This is a genomic window from Streptomyces sp. NPDC005761 (assembly GCF_040630635.1).
GTDB lineage: Bacteria > Actinomycetota > Actinomycetes > Streptomycetales > Streptomycetaceae > Streptomyces.
On the sequence record NZ_JBEXXX010000008.1, the window covers coordinates 159,729 to 175,286 of the forward strand.

The 15,558-nt window shown below is 70.8% G+C and carries 15 protein-coding genes; 10 read left to right on the top strand and 5 right to left on the bottom strand.

Annotated features, from left to right (window positions below; genetic code table 11):
* Positions 1-42: 42 nt before the first annotated feature.
* Together ABZ434_RS10730 and ABZ434_RS10735 are read left to right on the top strand one after the other, a co-directional pair.
* The gene (locus ABZ434_RS10730; protein ID WP_359133990.1) at positions 43-1,218 is read left to right on the top strand and encodes a DUF2786 domain-containing protein; all 1,176 of its coding nucleotides are present in this window, start codon (positions 43-45) and stop codon (positions 1,216-1,218) included.
* Between the two features lie 221 nt (positions 1,219-1,439).
* Positions 1,440-3,593 (top strand): FUSC family protein, encoded by a 2,154-nt coding sequence (locus tag ABZ434_RS10735; protein WP_359133993.1) that lies wholly within the window; start codon positions 1,440-1,442, stop codon positions 3,591-3,593.
* A 33-nt stretch (positions 3,594-3,626) separates the two neighbouring features.
* Here the strand turns inward: ABZ434_RS10735 and ABZ434_RS10740 are convergent, their stop codons facing one another.
* Complete coding sequence (locus ABZ434_RS10740; RefSeq protein WP_359133996.1) at positions 3,627-4,118, bottom strand: hypothetical protein; 492 nt, start codon at positions 4,116-4,118, stop codon at positions 3,627-3,629.
* Between the two features lie 251 nt (positions 4,119-4,369).
* On the opposite strand from ABZ434_RS10740, the gene ABZ434_RS10745 reads away from it, so the two are divergent.
* Complete coding sequence (locus ABZ434_RS10745; RefSeq protein WP_359133999.1) at positions 4,370-4,612, top strand: DUF397 domain-containing protein; 243 nt, start codon at positions 4,370-4,372, stop codon at positions 4,610-4,612.
* A gap of 74 nt (positions 4,613-4,686) precedes the next feature.
* On the opposite strand, the gene ABZ434_RS10750 is transcribed toward ABZ434_RS10745, so the two are convergent.
* The gene (locus ABZ434_RS10750; RefSeq protein ID WP_359134002.1) at positions 4,687-5,187 is read right to left on the bottom strand and encodes an ATP-binding protein; all 501 of its coding nucleotides are present in this window, start codon (positions 5,185-5,187) and stop codon (positions 4,687-4,689) included.
* 331 nt (positions 5,188-5,518) lie between these two features.
* Between ABZ434_RS10750 and ABZ434_RS10755 the strand changes: the two genes are divergently transcribed.
* The 5 genes from ABZ434_RS10755 to ABZ434_RS10775 all read left to right on the top strand — a co-directional run bounded on the left by ABZ434_RS10755 (position 5,519) and on the right by ABZ434_RS10775 (position 10,483).
* A complete protein-coding gene (locus ABZ434_RS10755; RefSeq protein ID WP_359134192.1) occupies positions 5,519-6,400 on the top strand; it encodes a helix-turn-helix transcriptional regulator in 882 nt (293 codons plus the stop codon).
* Between the two features lie 54 nt (positions 6,401-6,454).
* Positions 6,455-7,912: an aldehyde dehydrogenase family protein gene (locus tag ABZ434_RS10760; protein ID WP_359134005.1), complete on the top strand. Its 1,458-nt coding sequence runs from the start codon at positions 6,455-6,457 to the stop codon at positions 7,910-7,912.
* Between the two features lie 122 nt (positions 7,913-8,034).
* The gene (locus ABZ434_RS10765) at positions 8,035-8,676 is read left to right on the top strand and encodes a PadR family transcriptional regulator (RefSeq protein ID WP_359134008.1); all 642 of its coding nucleotides are present in this window, start codon (positions 8,035-8,037) and stop codon (positions 8,674-8,676) included.
* 74 nt (positions 8,677-8,750) lie between these two features.
* Positions 8,751-9,701, top strand: coding sequence for an ATP-binding cassette domain-containing protein (locus ABZ434_RS10770; protein WP_359134011.1), 951 nt, complete (start codon positions 8,751-8,753; stop codon positions 9,699-9,701).
* Positions 9,698-10,483 (top strand): ABC transporter permease, encoded by a 786-nt coding sequence (locus ABZ434_RS10775; RefSeq protein WP_359134014.1) that lies wholly within the window; start codon positions 9,698-9,700, stop codon positions 10,481-10,483. Before ABZ434_RS10770 ends, ABZ434_RS10775 begins: the two co-directional genes overlap by 4 nt.
* A gap of 59 nt (positions 10,484-10,542) precedes the next feature.
* On the opposite strand, the gene ABZ434_RS10780 is transcribed toward ABZ434_RS10775, so the two are convergent.
* Positions 10,543-11,967, bottom strand: a complete 1,425-nt coding sequence (locus tag ABZ434_RS10780) for a glutamate decarboxylase (protein WP_359134017.1) — start codon at positions 11,965-11,967, stop codon at positions 10,543-10,545.
* Between the two features lie 110 nt (positions 11,968-12,077).
* Positions 12,078-13,364: an ion channel protein gene (locus ABZ434_RS10785; RefSeq protein WP_359134020.1), complete on the bottom strand. Its 1,287-nt coding sequence runs from the start codon at positions 13,362-13,364 to the stop codon at positions 12,078-12,080.
* A gap of 136 nt (positions 13,365-13,500) precedes the next feature.
* Between ABZ434_RS10785 and ABZ434_RS10790 the strand changes: the two genes are divergently transcribed.
* A complete protein-coding gene (locus tag ABZ434_RS10790) occupies positions 13,501-14,259 on the top strand; it encodes a MerR family transcriptional regulator (RefSeq protein WP_359134023.1) in 759 nt (252 codons plus the stop codon).
* Between the two features lie 49 nt (positions 14,260-14,308).
* Here ABZ434_RS10790 and ABZ434_RS10795 read toward each other — a convergent pair whose 3' ends face one another.
* The gene (locus ABZ434_RS10795; RefSeq protein WP_359134025.1) at positions 14,309-14,674 is read right to left on the bottom strand and encodes a YbjQ family protein; all 366 of its coding nucleotides are present in this window, start codon (positions 14,672-14,674) and stop codon (positions 14,309-14,311) included.
* Positions 14,675-14,822: 148 nt separating this feature from the next.
* Between ABZ434_RS10795 and ABZ434_RS10800 the strand changes: the two genes are divergently transcribed.
* Positions 14,823-15,542, top strand: coding sequence for a VTT domain-containing protein (locus tag ABZ434_RS10800; protein WP_359134028.1), 720 nt, complete (start codon positions 14,823-14,825; stop codon positions 15,540-15,542).
* Positions 15,543-15,558: the final 16 nt, after the last annotated feature.

Sequence of the window (15,558 nt, forward strand, 5' to 3'; positions counted from 1 at the left end):
GTGGATGAATTCCACCGAGCTCGCCACGCCTACCCTGACCTCATGGAACCGGTGATCGACGAGGCATTCGCGGCAGCCCTGTACTCGGACGGCGACCGTGGCCTCGACACAGGCGCGTCCCTCCTCGCCGCCGACCCGGCGTCCGATGCGGAGCTGCTGCGCCGGGGCGAGGAGTTCGTCCGGCGCGCCTGGGACCGCGGCTGGCTGCCCGCCGACCTCGTCCGCGTCGTCCGCCGCGAACTGGACGAGCACGCCGCCGGCCTGGCCGCCGGGCTGATCGGCTCGGAGGTCCGCCGCTACGAGGTGCTGCCGCCCCGCTGGCAGGGCCAGCTGGACGAGCTGCCCGCCGCGCCGCCTGCGGGGCGGCCGGACCGCTTCTCGTACGCCTCCGCACTCCTCGGGCTCTACCGGCTGCTGCTCCGGCTGCCCGCGATCGAACCCGTCGGGCCGCCGCCCGGTGCCTTGCGCGACAGCCTTCACCTGCCGCCCCCGCACGACGAGCCGCGCATGCTGACCCGGATCCGCGCACTGCTGGCCAAGGCGGAGGCGACGGGCTTTCCGGACGAAGCGGAGGCGCTCACCACCAAGGCGCAGGAACTGATGGCCCGGCACAGCATCGACGAGGCCCTGCTGGCGGCGCGTACGCACAGCCACGGCGTGCCCGGTGCCTGCCGGATCGGGGTGGACGCCCCGTACGAGACGGCCAAGGCGATCCTGCTCGACGCCGTCGCCTCGGCGAACCGCTGCCGGGCCGTGTGGAACAGCGACCTCGGCTTCTCGACGGTGGTCGGCTTCGAGCCGGACCTGGAGGCGGTGGAACTGCTCCACACCTCGCTGCTGGTGCAGGGAACGGCGGCGATGACCCGGGCCGAAGCGGGCCAGCGGGCGGGCGGCCGCAAACGGACCAAGACCTTCCGGCAGTCCTTCCTGATGGCGTACGCCCAGCGGCTGGGCCGCCGACTGGCCGACGGCACCGCCCGCGCCACCGCGGAGGCCGACGCCGAGGGCGCGGCCCCCGGCGCGTCGTCCGCCGGGGCCGGCCTGCTGCCGGTGCTGGCCGCCCGGGACGTGGCGGTCACCGATACCGCCGAGAAGATGTTCCCGCAGACCACGACCACCCGGGTCCGCGGTGCCACGGACCTGGACGGCTGGACCCACGGGACGGCGGCGGCGGACCGGGCCCGGATGGGGAGGGGCAGGCCGGAGATCTCCGGCTGAGGGTGGCTCGCCCTTGGCGGCGGCTCTTGCGCGGGCGGTGCACCGGAATCGTCCCCTGGACGGAAACTGCTTCCTGTGCGGTCTGCCGGCCGGAATCGCCTTCCGCACGGACATGCTCCCAGCGCGGTCCGTGAGCCGGAAGTACGTCCCGCCCGGTCGCCGAACGGGAAAACGGAACTCGACAACTCGGGCATATCGACAAATCCGGTTAGGCTCTGGGCATGAGCTGGCTCCGGGCGCTGAGGGAGACCGCCCGCTCGGGGCTGACGATCGAGAGGAAGCGTCTCGAACCGCTGATCGCCATCCGTGGCGCGGCGGGTCTCGCCCTGGTCATCGGGGTGAGCCTCGCCCTCTTCGGGCCGGTCGTCGCCGCCAGCTCCGCGTTCGGTGCCTACCAGGCGGCGATCGCCACGTTCCAGCGCAGCTGGCGCCCGCGGCCGGTGCTCGCTCTCGTCTCCGGCTTCAGCCTCGGCATGTCGACGTTCCTCGGCTATGTCACCGGCCCCCATCTCCTGCTCTTCCTGGCCCTGCTGGTGCTCTGGACCTTCGTTGCCGGGCTGGCCTGGGCGTCGGGGCCGACGGCCGGCATCATCGCCGCGTCCAACGTCGCCATCATGCTGGTGACGGTCACATTGCCGACCTCCGTCGCCGAAGCGGCCCTGCACGCCCTGATGATCACCTTCGGCGGAGTGGTCCAGGCGGTGCTCATCGTGCTGTTCCCGGTCCGCAGATGGGGCGCCCAGCGCGACGCCCTGGCCGACGCCCTGGCCGCCGAGGCCGACTACGCCCGCAGGCTGCGCCACGATCCGGTCGCGCACTTCGACCCGGCCCCTCTGATGGAGGCCCGCCGTGCCGCCGCCGTCACCCCCCGCCAGGCCCGCCGCCGCCCCGCCGAGCTGCACGGTTCGCGCGGCGCCGCCGAGCGGATCCGGCCGGTCCTCGCCTCGCTCGCGGACCCGGCGATGGGTGTGCCGTCCGAGGGCCCGGAACGCGACCGGGTCCGCGAGCTCCTCGCCGCCGCCGCGTCCTTGCTCGACGCGGCCGCGCGGGCCATCCGCCACGGCGACCCGGTACGCCTCCCCGCTCCCGCGGTCGCCGCACTGAAGACCCCCGACACCGGCGCGCTGCTCACCGGCCCCCCGCTCCGCGCCGCCGACCGGCTGGCCGCCCTGCTGTCCGACGTCATCGAGGCGGCCGAGGGCGACGGCACGAAGGAGGAGCGGGCCGGGGCCGCGGAGGCCGCCGACGCCATCGAGGCCGGGCGGGGCGGCCGGGTGCCCGCCGAGCACCATCAACGGCCCACGCTGCTGCGGCTGGTCCCGGTCGTGATCGCGTCGATGCGCCGCGAGCTGCACCAAGGCTCCCCGATCCTCCGGCACGCGATCCGGATCTCCGTCGTCGCAGCGACCGGCTACCTGCTGGGCCTGGCGCTGCCGTACGGCCACGGCTACTGGGTGCCGATGGCGGCCGTCATGGTGATGCGGCCGGAGTTCTCCCGGACGTACGAACGGTCCGTGGCGCGTTTCGGCGGCACCGTCGTCGGTGTCTTCGTCGCCAGCGCGATCGTCCAGGCGGCCCACCCCCGCGCCGGGCTGTCCGCCGTGCTCGCCGTGGCCTGTGCCCTGCTGATGTACCTGCTGATGCGCACCGGCTACGCCGTCGGCCAGGCCTGTGTCGCCGCGTATGTGGTCTTCCTGCTCGGCATGGCCGGCGACGACCTCTCGCAGACCGTGCTCGAACGGGTCCTGCTGACCCTGCTCGGCGGCCTCCTGGCCATGATCTCGTACGCCGTCTACCCGGCCTGGGAGACCCCGCGGCTGCGCGGTCGGCTCGGCGACTGGCTGAAGGAGGACGGCCGTTACGCCGCCTCGGTCGTCGATCAGTACGCGGATCCGGCCGATCGCGGCCACGACGACGTCCGCGAGGCGCTGCTCGCCACCCGGAACGCCCGCGTCGCCTGGCAGGAGGCGGTGGCAACTGCCCAACACGAACCGGTGCGTCACCGCGGTCTCTCGCACGCCGCCGCCGACGACACCCAGCACGCGCTCGTCCAGCTCGGCCGGGTCGCGATGCTGATGGAGGCGCACCTCCCGGAGGGCGGAGCCGCCCCCGTACCGGCGGCCGCTCCGCTCGCCGATGCGCTGCGGCGGGCCACCGAACGGGGCGCGAAGGCGGTGCGGGAGCGGCGCGTACCGGACTGGACGCCGGTGCGGGAGGCGCTGGAGAAGTGGGACGAGGAGGAGCGGACGAGTGAGGGAGGGGCGGACCCGGTCGTACGGAACGGGGCAGACCTCCTGCTCGAGGCCCTGGAGGAGTTCTCCGCGGGCCTGGACAGCGGTTCGGGCTCCAGGGCCCACGCGGCCGACGACGACTGAGGCGCCGTCAGTCCTGCGGCAGGCGCGGGCGGTTCACGGGGTCGGCAGGTCGGGCAGCCCCTCCAGGGAATCGGCGTCGGTCTTGGCCAGCGTGTCCTTGGTGCCGCCGTCCCACGAGACGACGACGGTCTTGCCGTCGTTGGACTCGATGGCCCCCATCGTCCGGTCGGTGTTGCCGTCGGCGCACGTCAGCGCCAGCATCGGCTTGCCCATGTCCTTGGCGGTGCCCGAGCAGACATGGGAGTCGGCGACGACCACGGCCTTCCCGGATGCGACGGAGAGCACCACGGCCTTGCCGTCGGTCTGCCCGGCCCACGCGCCCTCCAGCGCCTTGAGGCCGCCGGTGGTGTCGTCCGCTCCGGATCCGGAGTCGCTGCTGCCGCCGCCGGTGGGTGCCGGGGTGGTGGCGGAGCCGGAACTTTTGTCCGTGCCGCCCTTGTCGCTGTCGCTGCTGCATCCGGTGAGGGCGAGGGCGGCCAGGAGCCCGGCGGCGAGGACCGCGCCGGTACGTACGCGTTTGTGCATGGTGAATTCCCCCTGGGAGACGAATGGCCGTCCAAGCTACCAGCCGGTTGCGATCGGGGCGGAACGGTCAACTTCCGGAATCGGGAGCGGAACAGGTGGCTCACTCGTCTTTCTCCCGAAGGGAGCTGTAACCGAGGGAACACCCCGCGTGCACGTGCATCTGCGCATGCATCCGCTCATGCACCAGGAATTGAACACAGCTATGATCCGAGACAGTTGACACTTGCACTTTGCAACTCGGGGAGCGTTCTGTGCACCACGTGTACAACGGCATGGCGGCCACAGAGCTCCGCGGAGTCGTCTGGCAGAAGAGCAGGCACAGCAACTCGCAGGGATCCTGCGTGGAGTTCGCGAAGCTGCCCGGCGGCGATGTGGCGATGCGCAATTCGCGCTACCCCGAGGGGCCGGCGCTCGTCTACACGCCGGCGGAGATAGAGGCCCTGCTGCTCGGTGTGAAGGACGGCGAGTTCGACCACCTCGTGGCGGAGGCCTGAGAGTCTTCTGCCGGAACGTCATACGGATGCGGCGCGGGCCGCATCCGCCCGTGCGCCGCACCTGGCCCCGGGTGTCACGCCGGGTCGGACAGCCGGAAGAGGGCCCAGACGACCTTTCCGCGCGGCGCGGCTGCGACGAGGGTGCTCTCCGTCGTCAGCACGGGTGAGGGGTGCCAGCCCCAGCAGTCGCTGAACGAGTCCACCAGGAAGAGCCCGCGGCCCGACTCCGCGGAGTCCTCGGCCTCGGACGCGACGGGGCTCGCCTGGCTGGGGTCGCGCACCGCGCACACCAGGCGCGAGGTCCAGCGCATCAGGTGCAGACGGACCGGCGGGTCCTGCGGCTCGCGCGGGGCGTCGGTGGGCAGGGCGTGCCGCAGGGCGTTGGTGACCAGTTCGGACACGACGAGCGCGACGTCGTCGAAGCGCTCGCTCAGACCCCAGCCGCTCAGGGTCGCCCGGGTGAACTTCCTCGCCCCGCCGACAGCTTCGTAGCGGGCGGGAAGGGCGCAGGTGGCTGATCCGGAGACGGCGGAGGGATCGATGGGGGGGAGCCCCTGCCGTAACGGCTCGAGCATCGTCGATCCATTCGTCCCCATGCGAGGCACTCCCGAGAATCGCGGCTGTATCGGTACTGCGGGTACGCGGGTACAGCGGCACAACACGAACGAGCACGCAGGTGCGCGACGCCCATGGTTCCGAATGCGCAGAGCAGATGCAAGGGCAGATGCACGTGCACGCGCCTGACCTGTCCGATACCGTGCCGGTTCTTGCTCATTTCTTCCCGGGTGGAGTTTCGGCACCTTCGGGAAGTCTTCCCATTTCCGTAATCGAATGAGTACGGGCTGAAGCGTTTTGATGGCAGAATCCGGCTCTTGGGGTTCGGGGGGCCCCGGTGCCCAGGAAGCGATGGGGAGGGCTGGACCGGTGGCTGCAGGCGAGTCGAGTGGATCCGTGGTGCGGCGCATCCTGCTGGGCTCGCAGCTCAGGCGGCTGCGGGACTCACGTGGCATCACGCGCGAGGCGGCCGGTTACTCCATCCGGGCATCCGAATCGAAGATCAGCCGCATGGAGTTGGGACGGGTGAGCTTCAAGGCCAGGGACGTCGAGGACCTGCTCACGCTCTACGGGGTCACGGACGAGGCGGAGCGCGACTCCCTGCTCGGTCTGGCGCGTGAGGCCAATGTGGCGGGCTGGTGGCACAGTTACGGGGACGTGCTGCCTGGCTGGTTCCAGACGTACATCGGGCTGGAAGGTGCGGCCTCGCTCATCCGGATCTACGAAGTCCAGTTCGTCCACGGCCTGTTGCAGACCGAGGACTATGCGCACGCGGTCGTCTCGCGGGGCATGCGCGGTGCCCCCGCCGCCGAGATCGACCGCCGGGTCGCGCTGCGGCTGGCGCGCCAGAAGACCCTGGTCTCCGAGCGGGCTCCCCGTTTCCACGCCGTACTGGACGAGGCGGCACTGCGCCGCCCCTACGGCGGGCGGGAAGTCATGCGCACCCAATTGCGGCATCTGATCGAAATGTCGGAGCAGCCGAACATTACGCTCCAGGTGATGCCCTTCAGTTTTGGCGGGCACGCGGGTGAGAGCGGCGCTTTCACGATGCTGCGTTTCCCGGAATCCGATCTGTCGGACATTGTCTATCTGGAGCAGCTGACAAGTGCGCTCTATCTGGACAAGGCGGAAGAAGTCGCCCATTACGAAAAGGCGATGGCGCGGCTTCACGAGGACAGTCCGGGGCCGGAGGAGAGCCGGGATCTACTTCGCGGTCTTCTCCAACTCTCCTGAAATGTAAGTACCATGACGTACCAACAGGAGTCTGCACCTGCAGTAAGGGATCGCATGTCCTTCTTCCACGAGCTGGCCGCCCAGTACATCGACGGTGAATGGCGCAGCGGCACCGGCTCGTGGGACATCATCGATTTCAACCCCTACAACGGGGAAAAGCTCGCCGCCATCACCGTTGCCACCGCCGACGAGGTCGACCGCGCCTACCGGGCCGCCGAGCGCGCCCAGCGGGACTGGGCGGCAACAAGTCCGTACGAGCGCCGGGACGTTCTGCAGCGGGCCGTGCGGATCACCGAGGAACTGGCCGACGACATCGTCGAGGCGGTCATCGACGAACTGGGCGGCACCCGGGCGAAGGCGCTGTACGAGCTGAGCGCCGCCCAGGACTTCCTGCGCGAGGCGGCTCATCAGGCGCTGCATCCCGTGGGGCGGATCCTGCCCTCGCCGGTGGACGGCAAGGAGAATCGCCTCTACCGGCTGCCGGTCGGCGTCATCGGGGTCATCAGCCCCTTCAACTTCCCGTTCCTGGTGACGATGAAGTCCGTCGCGCCGGCTCTGGCGCTCGGCAACGCGGTCGTCGTCAAGCCCAACCAGAACGCGCCGGTCACGGGCGGCGGCCTGATCGCCCGGATCTTCGAGAGGGCCGGGCTGCCGGCCGGGCTGCTCAACGTCGTCGTCACCGACATAGCCGAGATAGGCGACGCGTTCATCGAGCACCCCGTTCCCAAGGTGATCTCCTTCGCCGGGTCGGACCGGGTGGGCCGCCATGTCGCCGCGACGGCGGGCGCGCTCTTCAAGCGGACCATTCTCGAACTCAGCGGCAACAGCGCCCTGGTGGTGCTCGACGACGCGGACATCGACTACGCGGTCGACTCCGCCGTCTTCAGCCGTTTCGTCTACCAGGGCCAGGTCTGCATGGCCGCCAACCGGATACTGGTGGACCGCGCCGTCGCCCCCGAGTTCACCGAGAAGTTCGTCGCCCGGGTGGCCGCGCTCAGGACCGGCGACCCACGCGACCCGCAGACGCAGATCGGCCCGGTCATCGACACCTTCCAGGCCGACGCGCTGACCGCCCTGGTCGACCAGGCGCTCGCGGACGGAGCCACGGCACTCGTCCGTGGGCGCACCCGCGGCAACCTCGTCGAGCCCACCGTACTGACCGGCCTCCCGGCCGGATCCCCGCTGCTCTCCCAGGAGATCTTCGGCCCGGTGGCGCTGCTGATCGAGTTCGACGGCGAGGAGGAGGCCGTACGGATCGCCGACGACAGCCCCTACGGGCTCAGCGGCGCCGTGCACACCGCAGACGCTGAGCGCGGGGTGCGCTTCGCCCAGCGCATCGACAGCGGCATGTTCCACGTCAACGACGCCACCGTCCAGGATGATCCGCTGGTCGCCTTCGGCGGCGAGAAGAACTCCGGGAACGGCCGGCTGAACGGCGAGGCGACGGTGGAGGCCTTCACCACCCAGAAGTGGATATCGATCCAGCACGGCCGGAGCATCTTTCCGCTCTGACCCGCCCCGACTGCCGACGCCGCTGCCCGCTCGGGCCCCGTCACCCCGCCGACCGGAGTGCCTGCCCGCTCCGACCTGCGCACCGCTACTCTCGTCAAAGTTGAGTAGAGAGGTGGGTGGGCATGTCGGCGATCCGGTTGCTGGTCCTGTGTGCCGTGCGGCAGCACGGCCGGGCGCACGGCTATCAGATCCGCAACGACCTGGAGTACTGGGGCGCGCACGAGTGGTCCAACGCCAAGCCGGGGTCGATCTACCACGCACTGAAGCAGATGGCGAAGCAGGGCGTCCTGCTCGCCCACGAGGTCGCGCCGAGCACGGTGGGCGGCCCGCCTCGCACCGAGTACGAGATCACCGAGCAGGGCAACGAGGAGTACTTCACGCTGCTGCGCGCGGCGCTCACCTCGTACGACCAGAAGCTGGACGTGCTGTCGGCCGGGCTGGGCGGGATCGTCGATCTGGAACGGGCCGAGGCGGTGGCTCTGCTCAAGGAGCGGGTGGAGGGCCTCACCCGGTGGCGTACCTCGGTCACCGAGTACTACACGCCCGAGGCGGGCCCCGAGTCGATCGGTCACATCGGCGAGATCATGAACATGTGGGTGCACTCCGCGGACTCCGGTGCGCAGTGGACGCGCGGGCTGATCGAGCGCATCGAGGGTGGGGCGTACACCTTCGCGGGTGAGGGCGAGCCGTTCGTCGGCGTACTGGCCGAGGGCGAGACGAATCCGTACGCGACCGGGACCGCCGACCCGGAGGACCTTCACTAATCAAGTTTGACGAATGCGGAGAGCACCACTATCTTTCCCCTGCTAGTCAAGTTTGACTAATGGGGGGTGTGGCGATGCCGAACGACGCGATCGTCGTCGAAGGAGTGCACAAGCGATACGGCGCGAAGCACGCGCTGGACGGCCTCGACCTCTCGGTCGCCCGCTCCACCGTGCATGCGGTGCTCGGCCCCAACGGGGCGGGGAAGACCACGGCGGTCCGCATTCTGTCCACGTTGCTGCGGTACGACGAGGGCCGCGTCGAGGTGGCGGGGTACGACGTCCGGCAGCGGCCGGGTGAGGTCCGGCGCAGGATCGGGCTGCTCGGCCAGCACGCGGCGGTGGACGAGCAGCTCGGCGGGCGGCAGAACCTGGAGATGTTCGGGCGGCTGTACCACCTGGGCGCACGCCGGGCGGGGACCCGGGCGGACGAGCTGCTGGACCGCTTCGGCCTCGCGGACACCGGCCGCAAGCCGGTCGGGGAGTACAGCGGCGGCATGCGGCGACGCCTCGATCTGGCCGCGTCGCTGATCACGGATCCCGAGGTGCTCTTCCTCGACGAGCCGACGACCGGTCTCGACCCGCGTGGCCGGGCCGAGGTGTGGGCGGCGGTGCGGGCCCTGGTGGGCGGCGGCACGACCGTGCTGCTGACCACCCAGTACCTGGAGGAGGCCGACCAGCTCGCCGACCGGATCTCGCTGATCGACGGCGGGCGGGTCGCCGCCGAGGGCACGGCCGACGAGCTGAAGGCGCGGGTGGGCGGCGACCGGATCGATGTCGTCGTCCGCGACGGAGCGCAACTGGACCGGGCGGCCGCGCTGCTGGCGGGCGGGGCGGTGACGGACCCCGACCGGCGGCTGGTCGGCGCGCCGGCGCGGGACCGGGTGGCGACGCTCTCACGGACCGTACGGGTTCTGGAGGAGGCGGGTATCGAGGCGGAGGACATCGCGGTGCGCCGTCCGACGCTGGACGAGGTGTTCCTGTCCCTGACGGGGAGCAGGCAGGACGACGTGGAGGTGGCGGTATGAGTACGGCGGGCTGGGCGGTAGCCGATTCCTGGACCATGACCCGGCGCGAACTGGCGCACTGGGCACGGCAGCCGGTGCAGGTCGTCGTGGGGCTGGTCTTCCCCGTGATGCTTCTGCTGATGTTCAACTACCTGGTCGGCGGCGGCCGGGAGGTGGACGGTGACCCCGCCGAGTACCTGGTGCCTGGCATGCTCGCGCTCACCATGGCCTTCGGCCTCGAGTCGACCATGCTCGCGGTCACCCAGGACCTCGACAAGGGGGTCGTCGACCGGTTCCGCTCGATGCCGATGGCATCCGGAGCGGTGCTGGTCGGGCGGGCCGTGGCGGACATGCTCCAGTCGGTGGCCGCGCTCGCCGTCCTGACCGGTGTCGGGTACGCGGTCGGCTGGCGCTGGCATCACGGGCCGCTCGCGGCGCTGGGCGCCCTGGGGCTGCTCCTGCTGCTGCGTTTCGCGATGCTGTGGCTCGGCATCCTGCTGGCGCTCGTGGCGGGGCGGCCGGAGATGGTGCAGGCGGTGCAGATCCTGGTCTGGCCGATCGGCTTCCTCTCCAACGTCCTCGCGGCGCCGGAGTCGATGCCGGGGTGGCTGGGCGCGGTCGTCGAGTGGAACCCGATGTCGGCGACCGCCACAGCGGTGCGCGAACTGTTCGGCAACCCGGGCGGCGGGGGGAGTTCCTGGGCGGCCGGTCATGCCGGACTGCTGGCGGTCGTCTGGCCGCTGGTGCTGCTGGCGGTGTTCTTCCCGCTGGCGGTGCGGCGGTTCGGGCGGCTGAGCCGCTGACGGAGCGCGCCGCTCCGGCCCCCGTCCGGCGTTCTCGGACGGGGGCCGGGGTGGTGCGCTCAGTGGTGGAAGGACGTCGCCGGGCCGTGCACGGCGCTCAACGGGTGGTCCTGGCTCCGCAGCTCGGGCAGCAGCAGCCGCAGGTCCTCCAGCAGCAGGTCCGCCAGGTCGGACGAGAAGCCGTTGCGGCACACGACCCGGAGCACGGAGAGGTCCTCGCGGTTGGCCGGGAAGGTGTACGCGGGCACCAGCCAGCCGCGCTCACGCAGCCGGCGCGACACGTCGAAGACGTCGTACGCCGTCACCTCCGGCCTGGTCGTCACCGCGAAGACGGGCAGCTGGTCGCCCCGGGTGAGCAGCCGGAAGTCGCCGAGCTCCTCGAACTTCTCCGCCAGCCCCGTCGCCACGTCACGGGATGCCTGCTGTACGGCCTGGTAGCCCTTACGGCCCAGCCTCAGGAAGGTGTAGTACTGCGCCACGACCTGCGCGCCGGGCCGGGAGAAGTTCAGCGCGAAGGTGGGCATGTCGCCGCCCAGGTAGTTGACCCGGAAGACGAGTTCCTCGGGCAGTTCGGCGGGCGAGCGCCACAGGGCCCAGCCGACGCCCGGGTAGACGAGGCCGTACTTGTGCCCGGACGTGTTGATCGAGGAGACCCGGGGGAGGCGGAAGTCCCACACCAGGTCCTCGTCCAGGAACGGTGCCACCATCGCGCCCGACGCGCCGTCGACGTGGACGGGGATGTCGAGGCCGGTGCGCTCCTGGAGGGCGTCGAGGGCGGCGCAGAGTTCGGCGATGGGCTCGTAGCTGCCGTCGAAGGTGGAGCCGAGGATGCCGACGACACCGATGGTGTTCTCGTCGCAGAGGTCGGCGGCGGCCTGCGGGTCGAGATGGAAGCGGTCGCCGTCCATCGGGACGAGGCGCGGCTCGACCTCCCAGAACGTGCAGAACTTGTCCCAGCAGACCTGCACGTTGATGCCCATGACCAGGTTGGGACGCGCGGTCGAGGGGTACCGGTCGGCGTTCTTGGCCGCCCAGCGCCGTTTGAGCGCCATGGCGGCCAGCATGCAGGCCTCGCTGGAGCCGGTCGTCGAGCAGCCGACCGCCGTGGTGGGGTCGGGGGCGTTCCAGAGGTCGGCGAGCATCGCCACGCAGCGCCGTTCCAGTTCGGCGGTGCGCGGATACTCATCCTTGTCGATCATGTTCTTGTCGCGGCACTCGCTCATCAGCACCCCGGCCTGGGGTTCCATCCACGTGGTGACGAAGGTGGCGAGGTTGAGCCGCGAATTGCCGTCGAGCATCAGCTCGTCATGGACCAGGCCGTAGGCGGTGGCAGGCGGCAGGGGCCCGTCCGGCAGCTTGTGCAGAGGCGGTGCCGACTCCATCCCGGCAGTCGGGTCGGCCTCCCCGAAGAACGGGTTGAGCGCGAGCCGGCGTCGTGGGTCGGACGGTTCGGTGCTGTGTGCGGAGCCCTCGTGCAGCGGCATCGCAGGCCTGCCCTTCTCAGCTGCCGCCGATATGGCGGAATGAATCCGGCTATACGGACAATCTCTGACGATACGGATAGCTCGGCCGTCCGGCGCGTCGGACGGCCGCCTCAGTGCAGCGGCGTACCGTCCGCGCGCAGTTGCATCAGCGGACGCCCGGTCACCAGCAGCCAGGCCGGCAGCGTGGCGACGCACAGCAGGGGGAGCAGGGACATGTCGGCGGCCAGTACCGCGGCCGTGAACAGGCTGAGCCAGCCCTGACGGGTGATGGCGAGCAGGATGCCGAGCACCCCGCACGTCACCGCGAGGGCCACCGGCACCCCGTCGACCAGGGCGTGGGCGCACAGACCGAGCGCGACACCGCAGAACACCGCCGGGAAGATCCGGCCGCCCCGGAAGCCGCAGGCGGCCGCGACCAGCAGGGCCGCGGTCTTCACCACCGCCATGCCCCCGAACTCCCCCGCAGACCAGCCGTCCGGATCGGCGGCGAGCACCTTCACCTCCTCCAGCCCCTTGAACAGGGTGAGGTGCCCGCCCAGCGCCCCCAGCAGGCCGAGCAGCAGCCCGCCCGCCGTCATGGCCAGGACCGGGTACCGCAGGGCCCGGAAGGCGCGGTGCGCGTACGGGAAGGCGTACACCGCCGCCAGCCCGAGCAGCGCGCCCGCCACGGCGATCACGACGGCGGACAGCAGGTCACCCCAGTGGGTCCCGGTGTAGTCGGGCAGCGACAGGTCGAAGCTGGGGTGGGCGGTCAGCGTCATGGTGAGCGCCCCGGCGGCGCCGGCCGCGAGCGGCCCGAAGAGGCGGTCCCACAGGGCGCCCGGGCCGGGCGTGGAGGCGAGCGACTCGGAGAGGACCAGTGCGGCGGCGACCGGGGTGCCGAAGAGTGCGCCGATGGTGCCGGCGGCGGCGAGCGCGAGCCACAGTTCGGCGGGGGCGCTCGGCGCGAACCGGCGGCCGGCCCAGCAGGCCAGTGCGATGTTGGCGGCGGTGATCGGATTCTCCGGGCCCAGGCTGACCCCGCCCGCCAGGGACAGGACCGTCACGAGCAGCAGCCCCGGCAGCACGGCCGGCGGCAGGGGCGGGTCGACCAGCCCCATGGTCGCCGGGTCGGGCCCGGCCCGGCCCGGCACGGTCCGGATGGCGAGCCCGGTCACCAGGCCGATCGCGGTGAGCATCACGATCATCCACAGCGAGGAGTACGGGCCGATCGACAGCGCGTCGGGCAGCGTCTTCCACAGGACGTCCTGCAGTTGCTCCGCGAGCAGGCTGACCCCGAGCAGGACGAGGGCCGAGGCCGCGCCGACGGCCAGTGCGGGCACGATGAGCAGCAGCAGCAGCCGGCGCGCGGGGGCCGGTGCGGCGGCGGGGGGACCGGCGGCGGATTCGATGGCCATCGGATCACCATAGCGACGCAAAATGCCTATAACCCATCAAATAGGTCAGTGCCTGGGGTATTTCGGACTTGCACCTCACGTCACGTCAGGGCCGAGGCTCGGACACGTACCGACCACACGGAAGGAGCGGGGAGTCATGGAGTACTCCGTGGGACAGGTCGCCGGATACGCCGGGGTCACGGTGCGCGCCCTGCACCACTACGACGGCGTAGGGCTGCTCTCGCCCGGCGGGCGCAGCCACGCGGGGCACCGGCGTTACAACGACGCCGACCTCGACCGGCTGCAGCAGATCCTGTTCTACCGGGAGCTCGGCTTCCCGCTCGACGAGATCGCCGCACTGCTCGACGACCCGGACGCGGACCCGCAGGAGCATCTGCGCCGCCAGCACGCGCTGCTGTCGCACCGGATCGCCGAACTGCAGCGGATGGCCACGGCCGTAGAGACAGCGATGGAGGCACGGAAGATGGGCATCAACCTCACGCCCGAGGAGAAGTTCGAGGTCTTCGGCGACAAGGACCCGGAGCACTACGCGGAGGAGGCCGAGCGCCGCTGGGGCGGCACCGACACCTACGCGGAGTCGCAGCGCCGGGCCGCCCGCTACACCAAGGAGGACTGGCAGCGGATGAAGGCCGAGGTCGCCTCCTGGGGTGAGCGCTACGGCGCGCTCATGGCGGACGGTGAGGCGGCCACCGGTGAGCGGGCCATGGATCTCGCCGAGGAGCACCGGCTGCACATCACCACCTGGTTCTACGAGTGCACGACGGAGATTCACCGGGGGCTCGGTGAGATGTATGTCGCCGATCCGCAGTTCAAGGCGTTCTACGAGTCGATGCGGCCGGGGCTGGCCGAGCACCTGCGTGACGCGATCGACGCCAACGCGCAGCGCCGGGGGTAGGGGCCGGGTCGCGGGGGCGGCGCCGGCGGTGCCGGCCCCCGCGACGGGCTCAGATTCTGCTGATCACCGCGGCGGTGCCGTACGCACAGACCTCCGTGCCCACGTCCGCCGCCTCGCTCACGTCGAAGCGCATCATCAGCACCGCGTTGGCGCCGCGGGACCTCGCCTGGTCCACCAGCCGTTCCATGGCCTGGTTGCGGGTCTCGACGAGCGTCTTGGTCAGCCCTTTGAGCTCCCCGCCGATCATCGACTTCAGCCCGGCGCCGATCTGGCTGCCGAGGTGGCGGGACCTGACCGTCAGACCGAACACCTCGCCGATGACCTGCGTCACCTGGTGGCCGGGTACGTCATTGGTGGTGACGACCAACACGTCGGACTGTGCCGTCTGACCGCCGCCGTAATCCTCAATGCCCATGGTGTGGCACCTCCTGGGACCGAGTTTTGCCCCGGTTCACCCCGTGTGCATCTCCACGGGGGCCAGTGGAACCGGGAGGGGGTCTGCGGCGTTGATAGCTTTGGGCGGCCACGCAGCCGCCATCGACCACATCCTGGAGCCCGGACCCTTGAATACGCTTGCGCTCGGACCGAGCTGGCTGGACCCGGACCACCTGATCGGGCAGTTCGGGCTGATCGGTGTGCTGGTCATCGTCTTCGCCGAGTCCGGGCTGCTGATCGGGTTCTTCCTGCCCGGCGACTCGCTCCTGTTCACCACGGGCCTGCTGGTGACGACGGACAAACTGGACACCCCGCTGTGGCTGGTCTGTGTCCTGGTCGCCCTGGCGGCGATCATCGGTGACCAGGTGGGCTATCTGTTCGGCCGCAAGGTCGGCCCCTCGCTCTTCAACCGCCCGGACTCCCGCCTCTTCAAGCAGGAGAACGTCGAGAAGGCCCACGAGTTCTTCGAGAAGTACGGACCGAAGTCGCTGATCCTGGCCCGCTTCGTGCCCATCGTGCGGACGTTCACGCCGATCATCGCCGGTGTCAGCCGGATGAACTACCGCTCGTTCATCACGTTCAACATCATCGGCGGCATCCTGTGGGGCGTCGGTGTGACGCTCCTCGGGGCGGGGCTGGGCCAGATCGAGTTCGTGCACAAGAACATCGAGGCGATGCTGGTCCTGATCGTGCTGATCTCGGTCGTGCCGATCGGCATCGAGTTCCTGCGTGCCCGCAGCAAGTCGAAGAAGGAAGCCGCGTCCGGCGAGGACGACAACCAGGACCCGGCCGCCGGTGGCAGCAGCACGGCCGCGGGCCGCCGTGGCGGCCGCCACGCCAAGCGCTGACACCCTCCCCGTCCGC

Coding starts and splice junctions, on each gene's coding strand:
- ABZ434_RS10730 (WP_359133990.1), top strand. CDS start 43: ATGGAACCGGTGATCGACGAGGCATTCGCGGCAGCCCTGTACTCGGAC.
- ABZ434_RS10735 (WP_359133993.1), top strand. CDS start 1,440: ATGAGCTGGCTCCGGGCGCTGAGGGAGACCGCCCGCTCGGGGCTGACG.
- ABZ434_RS10740 (WP_359133996.1), bottom strand. CDS start 4,118: ATGCACAAACGCGTACGTACCGGCGCGGTCCTCGCCGCCGGGCTCCTG.
- ABZ434_RS10750 (WP_359134002.1), bottom strand. CDS start 5,187: ATGCTCGAGCCGTTACGGCAGGGGCTCCCCCCCATCGATCCCTCCGCC.
- ABZ434_RS10755 (WP_359134192.1), top strand. CDS start 5,519: ATGGGGAGGGCTGGACCGGTGGCTGCAGGCGAGTCGAGTGGATCCGTG.
- ABZ434_RS10760 (WP_359134005.1), top strand. CDS start 6,455: ATGTCCTTCTTCCACGAGCTGGCCGCCCAGTACATCGACGGTGAATGG.
- ABZ434_RS10765 (WP_359134008.1), top strand. CDS start 8,035: ATGTCGGCGATCCGGTTGCTGGTCCTGTGTGCCGTGCGGCAGCACGGC.
- ABZ434_RS10770 (WP_359134011.1), top strand. CDS start 8,751: ATGCCGAACGACGCGATCGTCGTCGAAGGAGTGCACAAGCGATACGGC.
- ABZ434_RS10775 (WP_359134014.1), top strand. CDS start 9,698: ATGAGTACGGCGGGCTGGGCGGTAGCCGATTCCTGGACCATGACCCGG.
- ABZ434_RS10780 (WP_359134017.1), bottom strand. CDS start 11,967: ATGCCGCTGCACGAGGGCTCCGCACACAGCACCGAACCGTCCGACCCA.
- ABZ434_RS10785 (WP_359134020.1), bottom strand. CDS start 13,364: ATGGCCATCGAATCCGCCGCCGGTCCCCCCGCCGCCGCACCGGCCCCC.
- ABZ434_RS10790 (WP_359134023.1), top strand. CDS start 13,501: ATGGAGTACTCCGTGGGACAGGTCGCCGGATACGCCGGGGTCACGGTG.
- ABZ434_RS10795 (WP_359134025.1), bottom strand. CDS start 14,674: ATGGGCATTGAGGATTACGGCGGCGGTCAGACGGCACAGTCCGACGTG.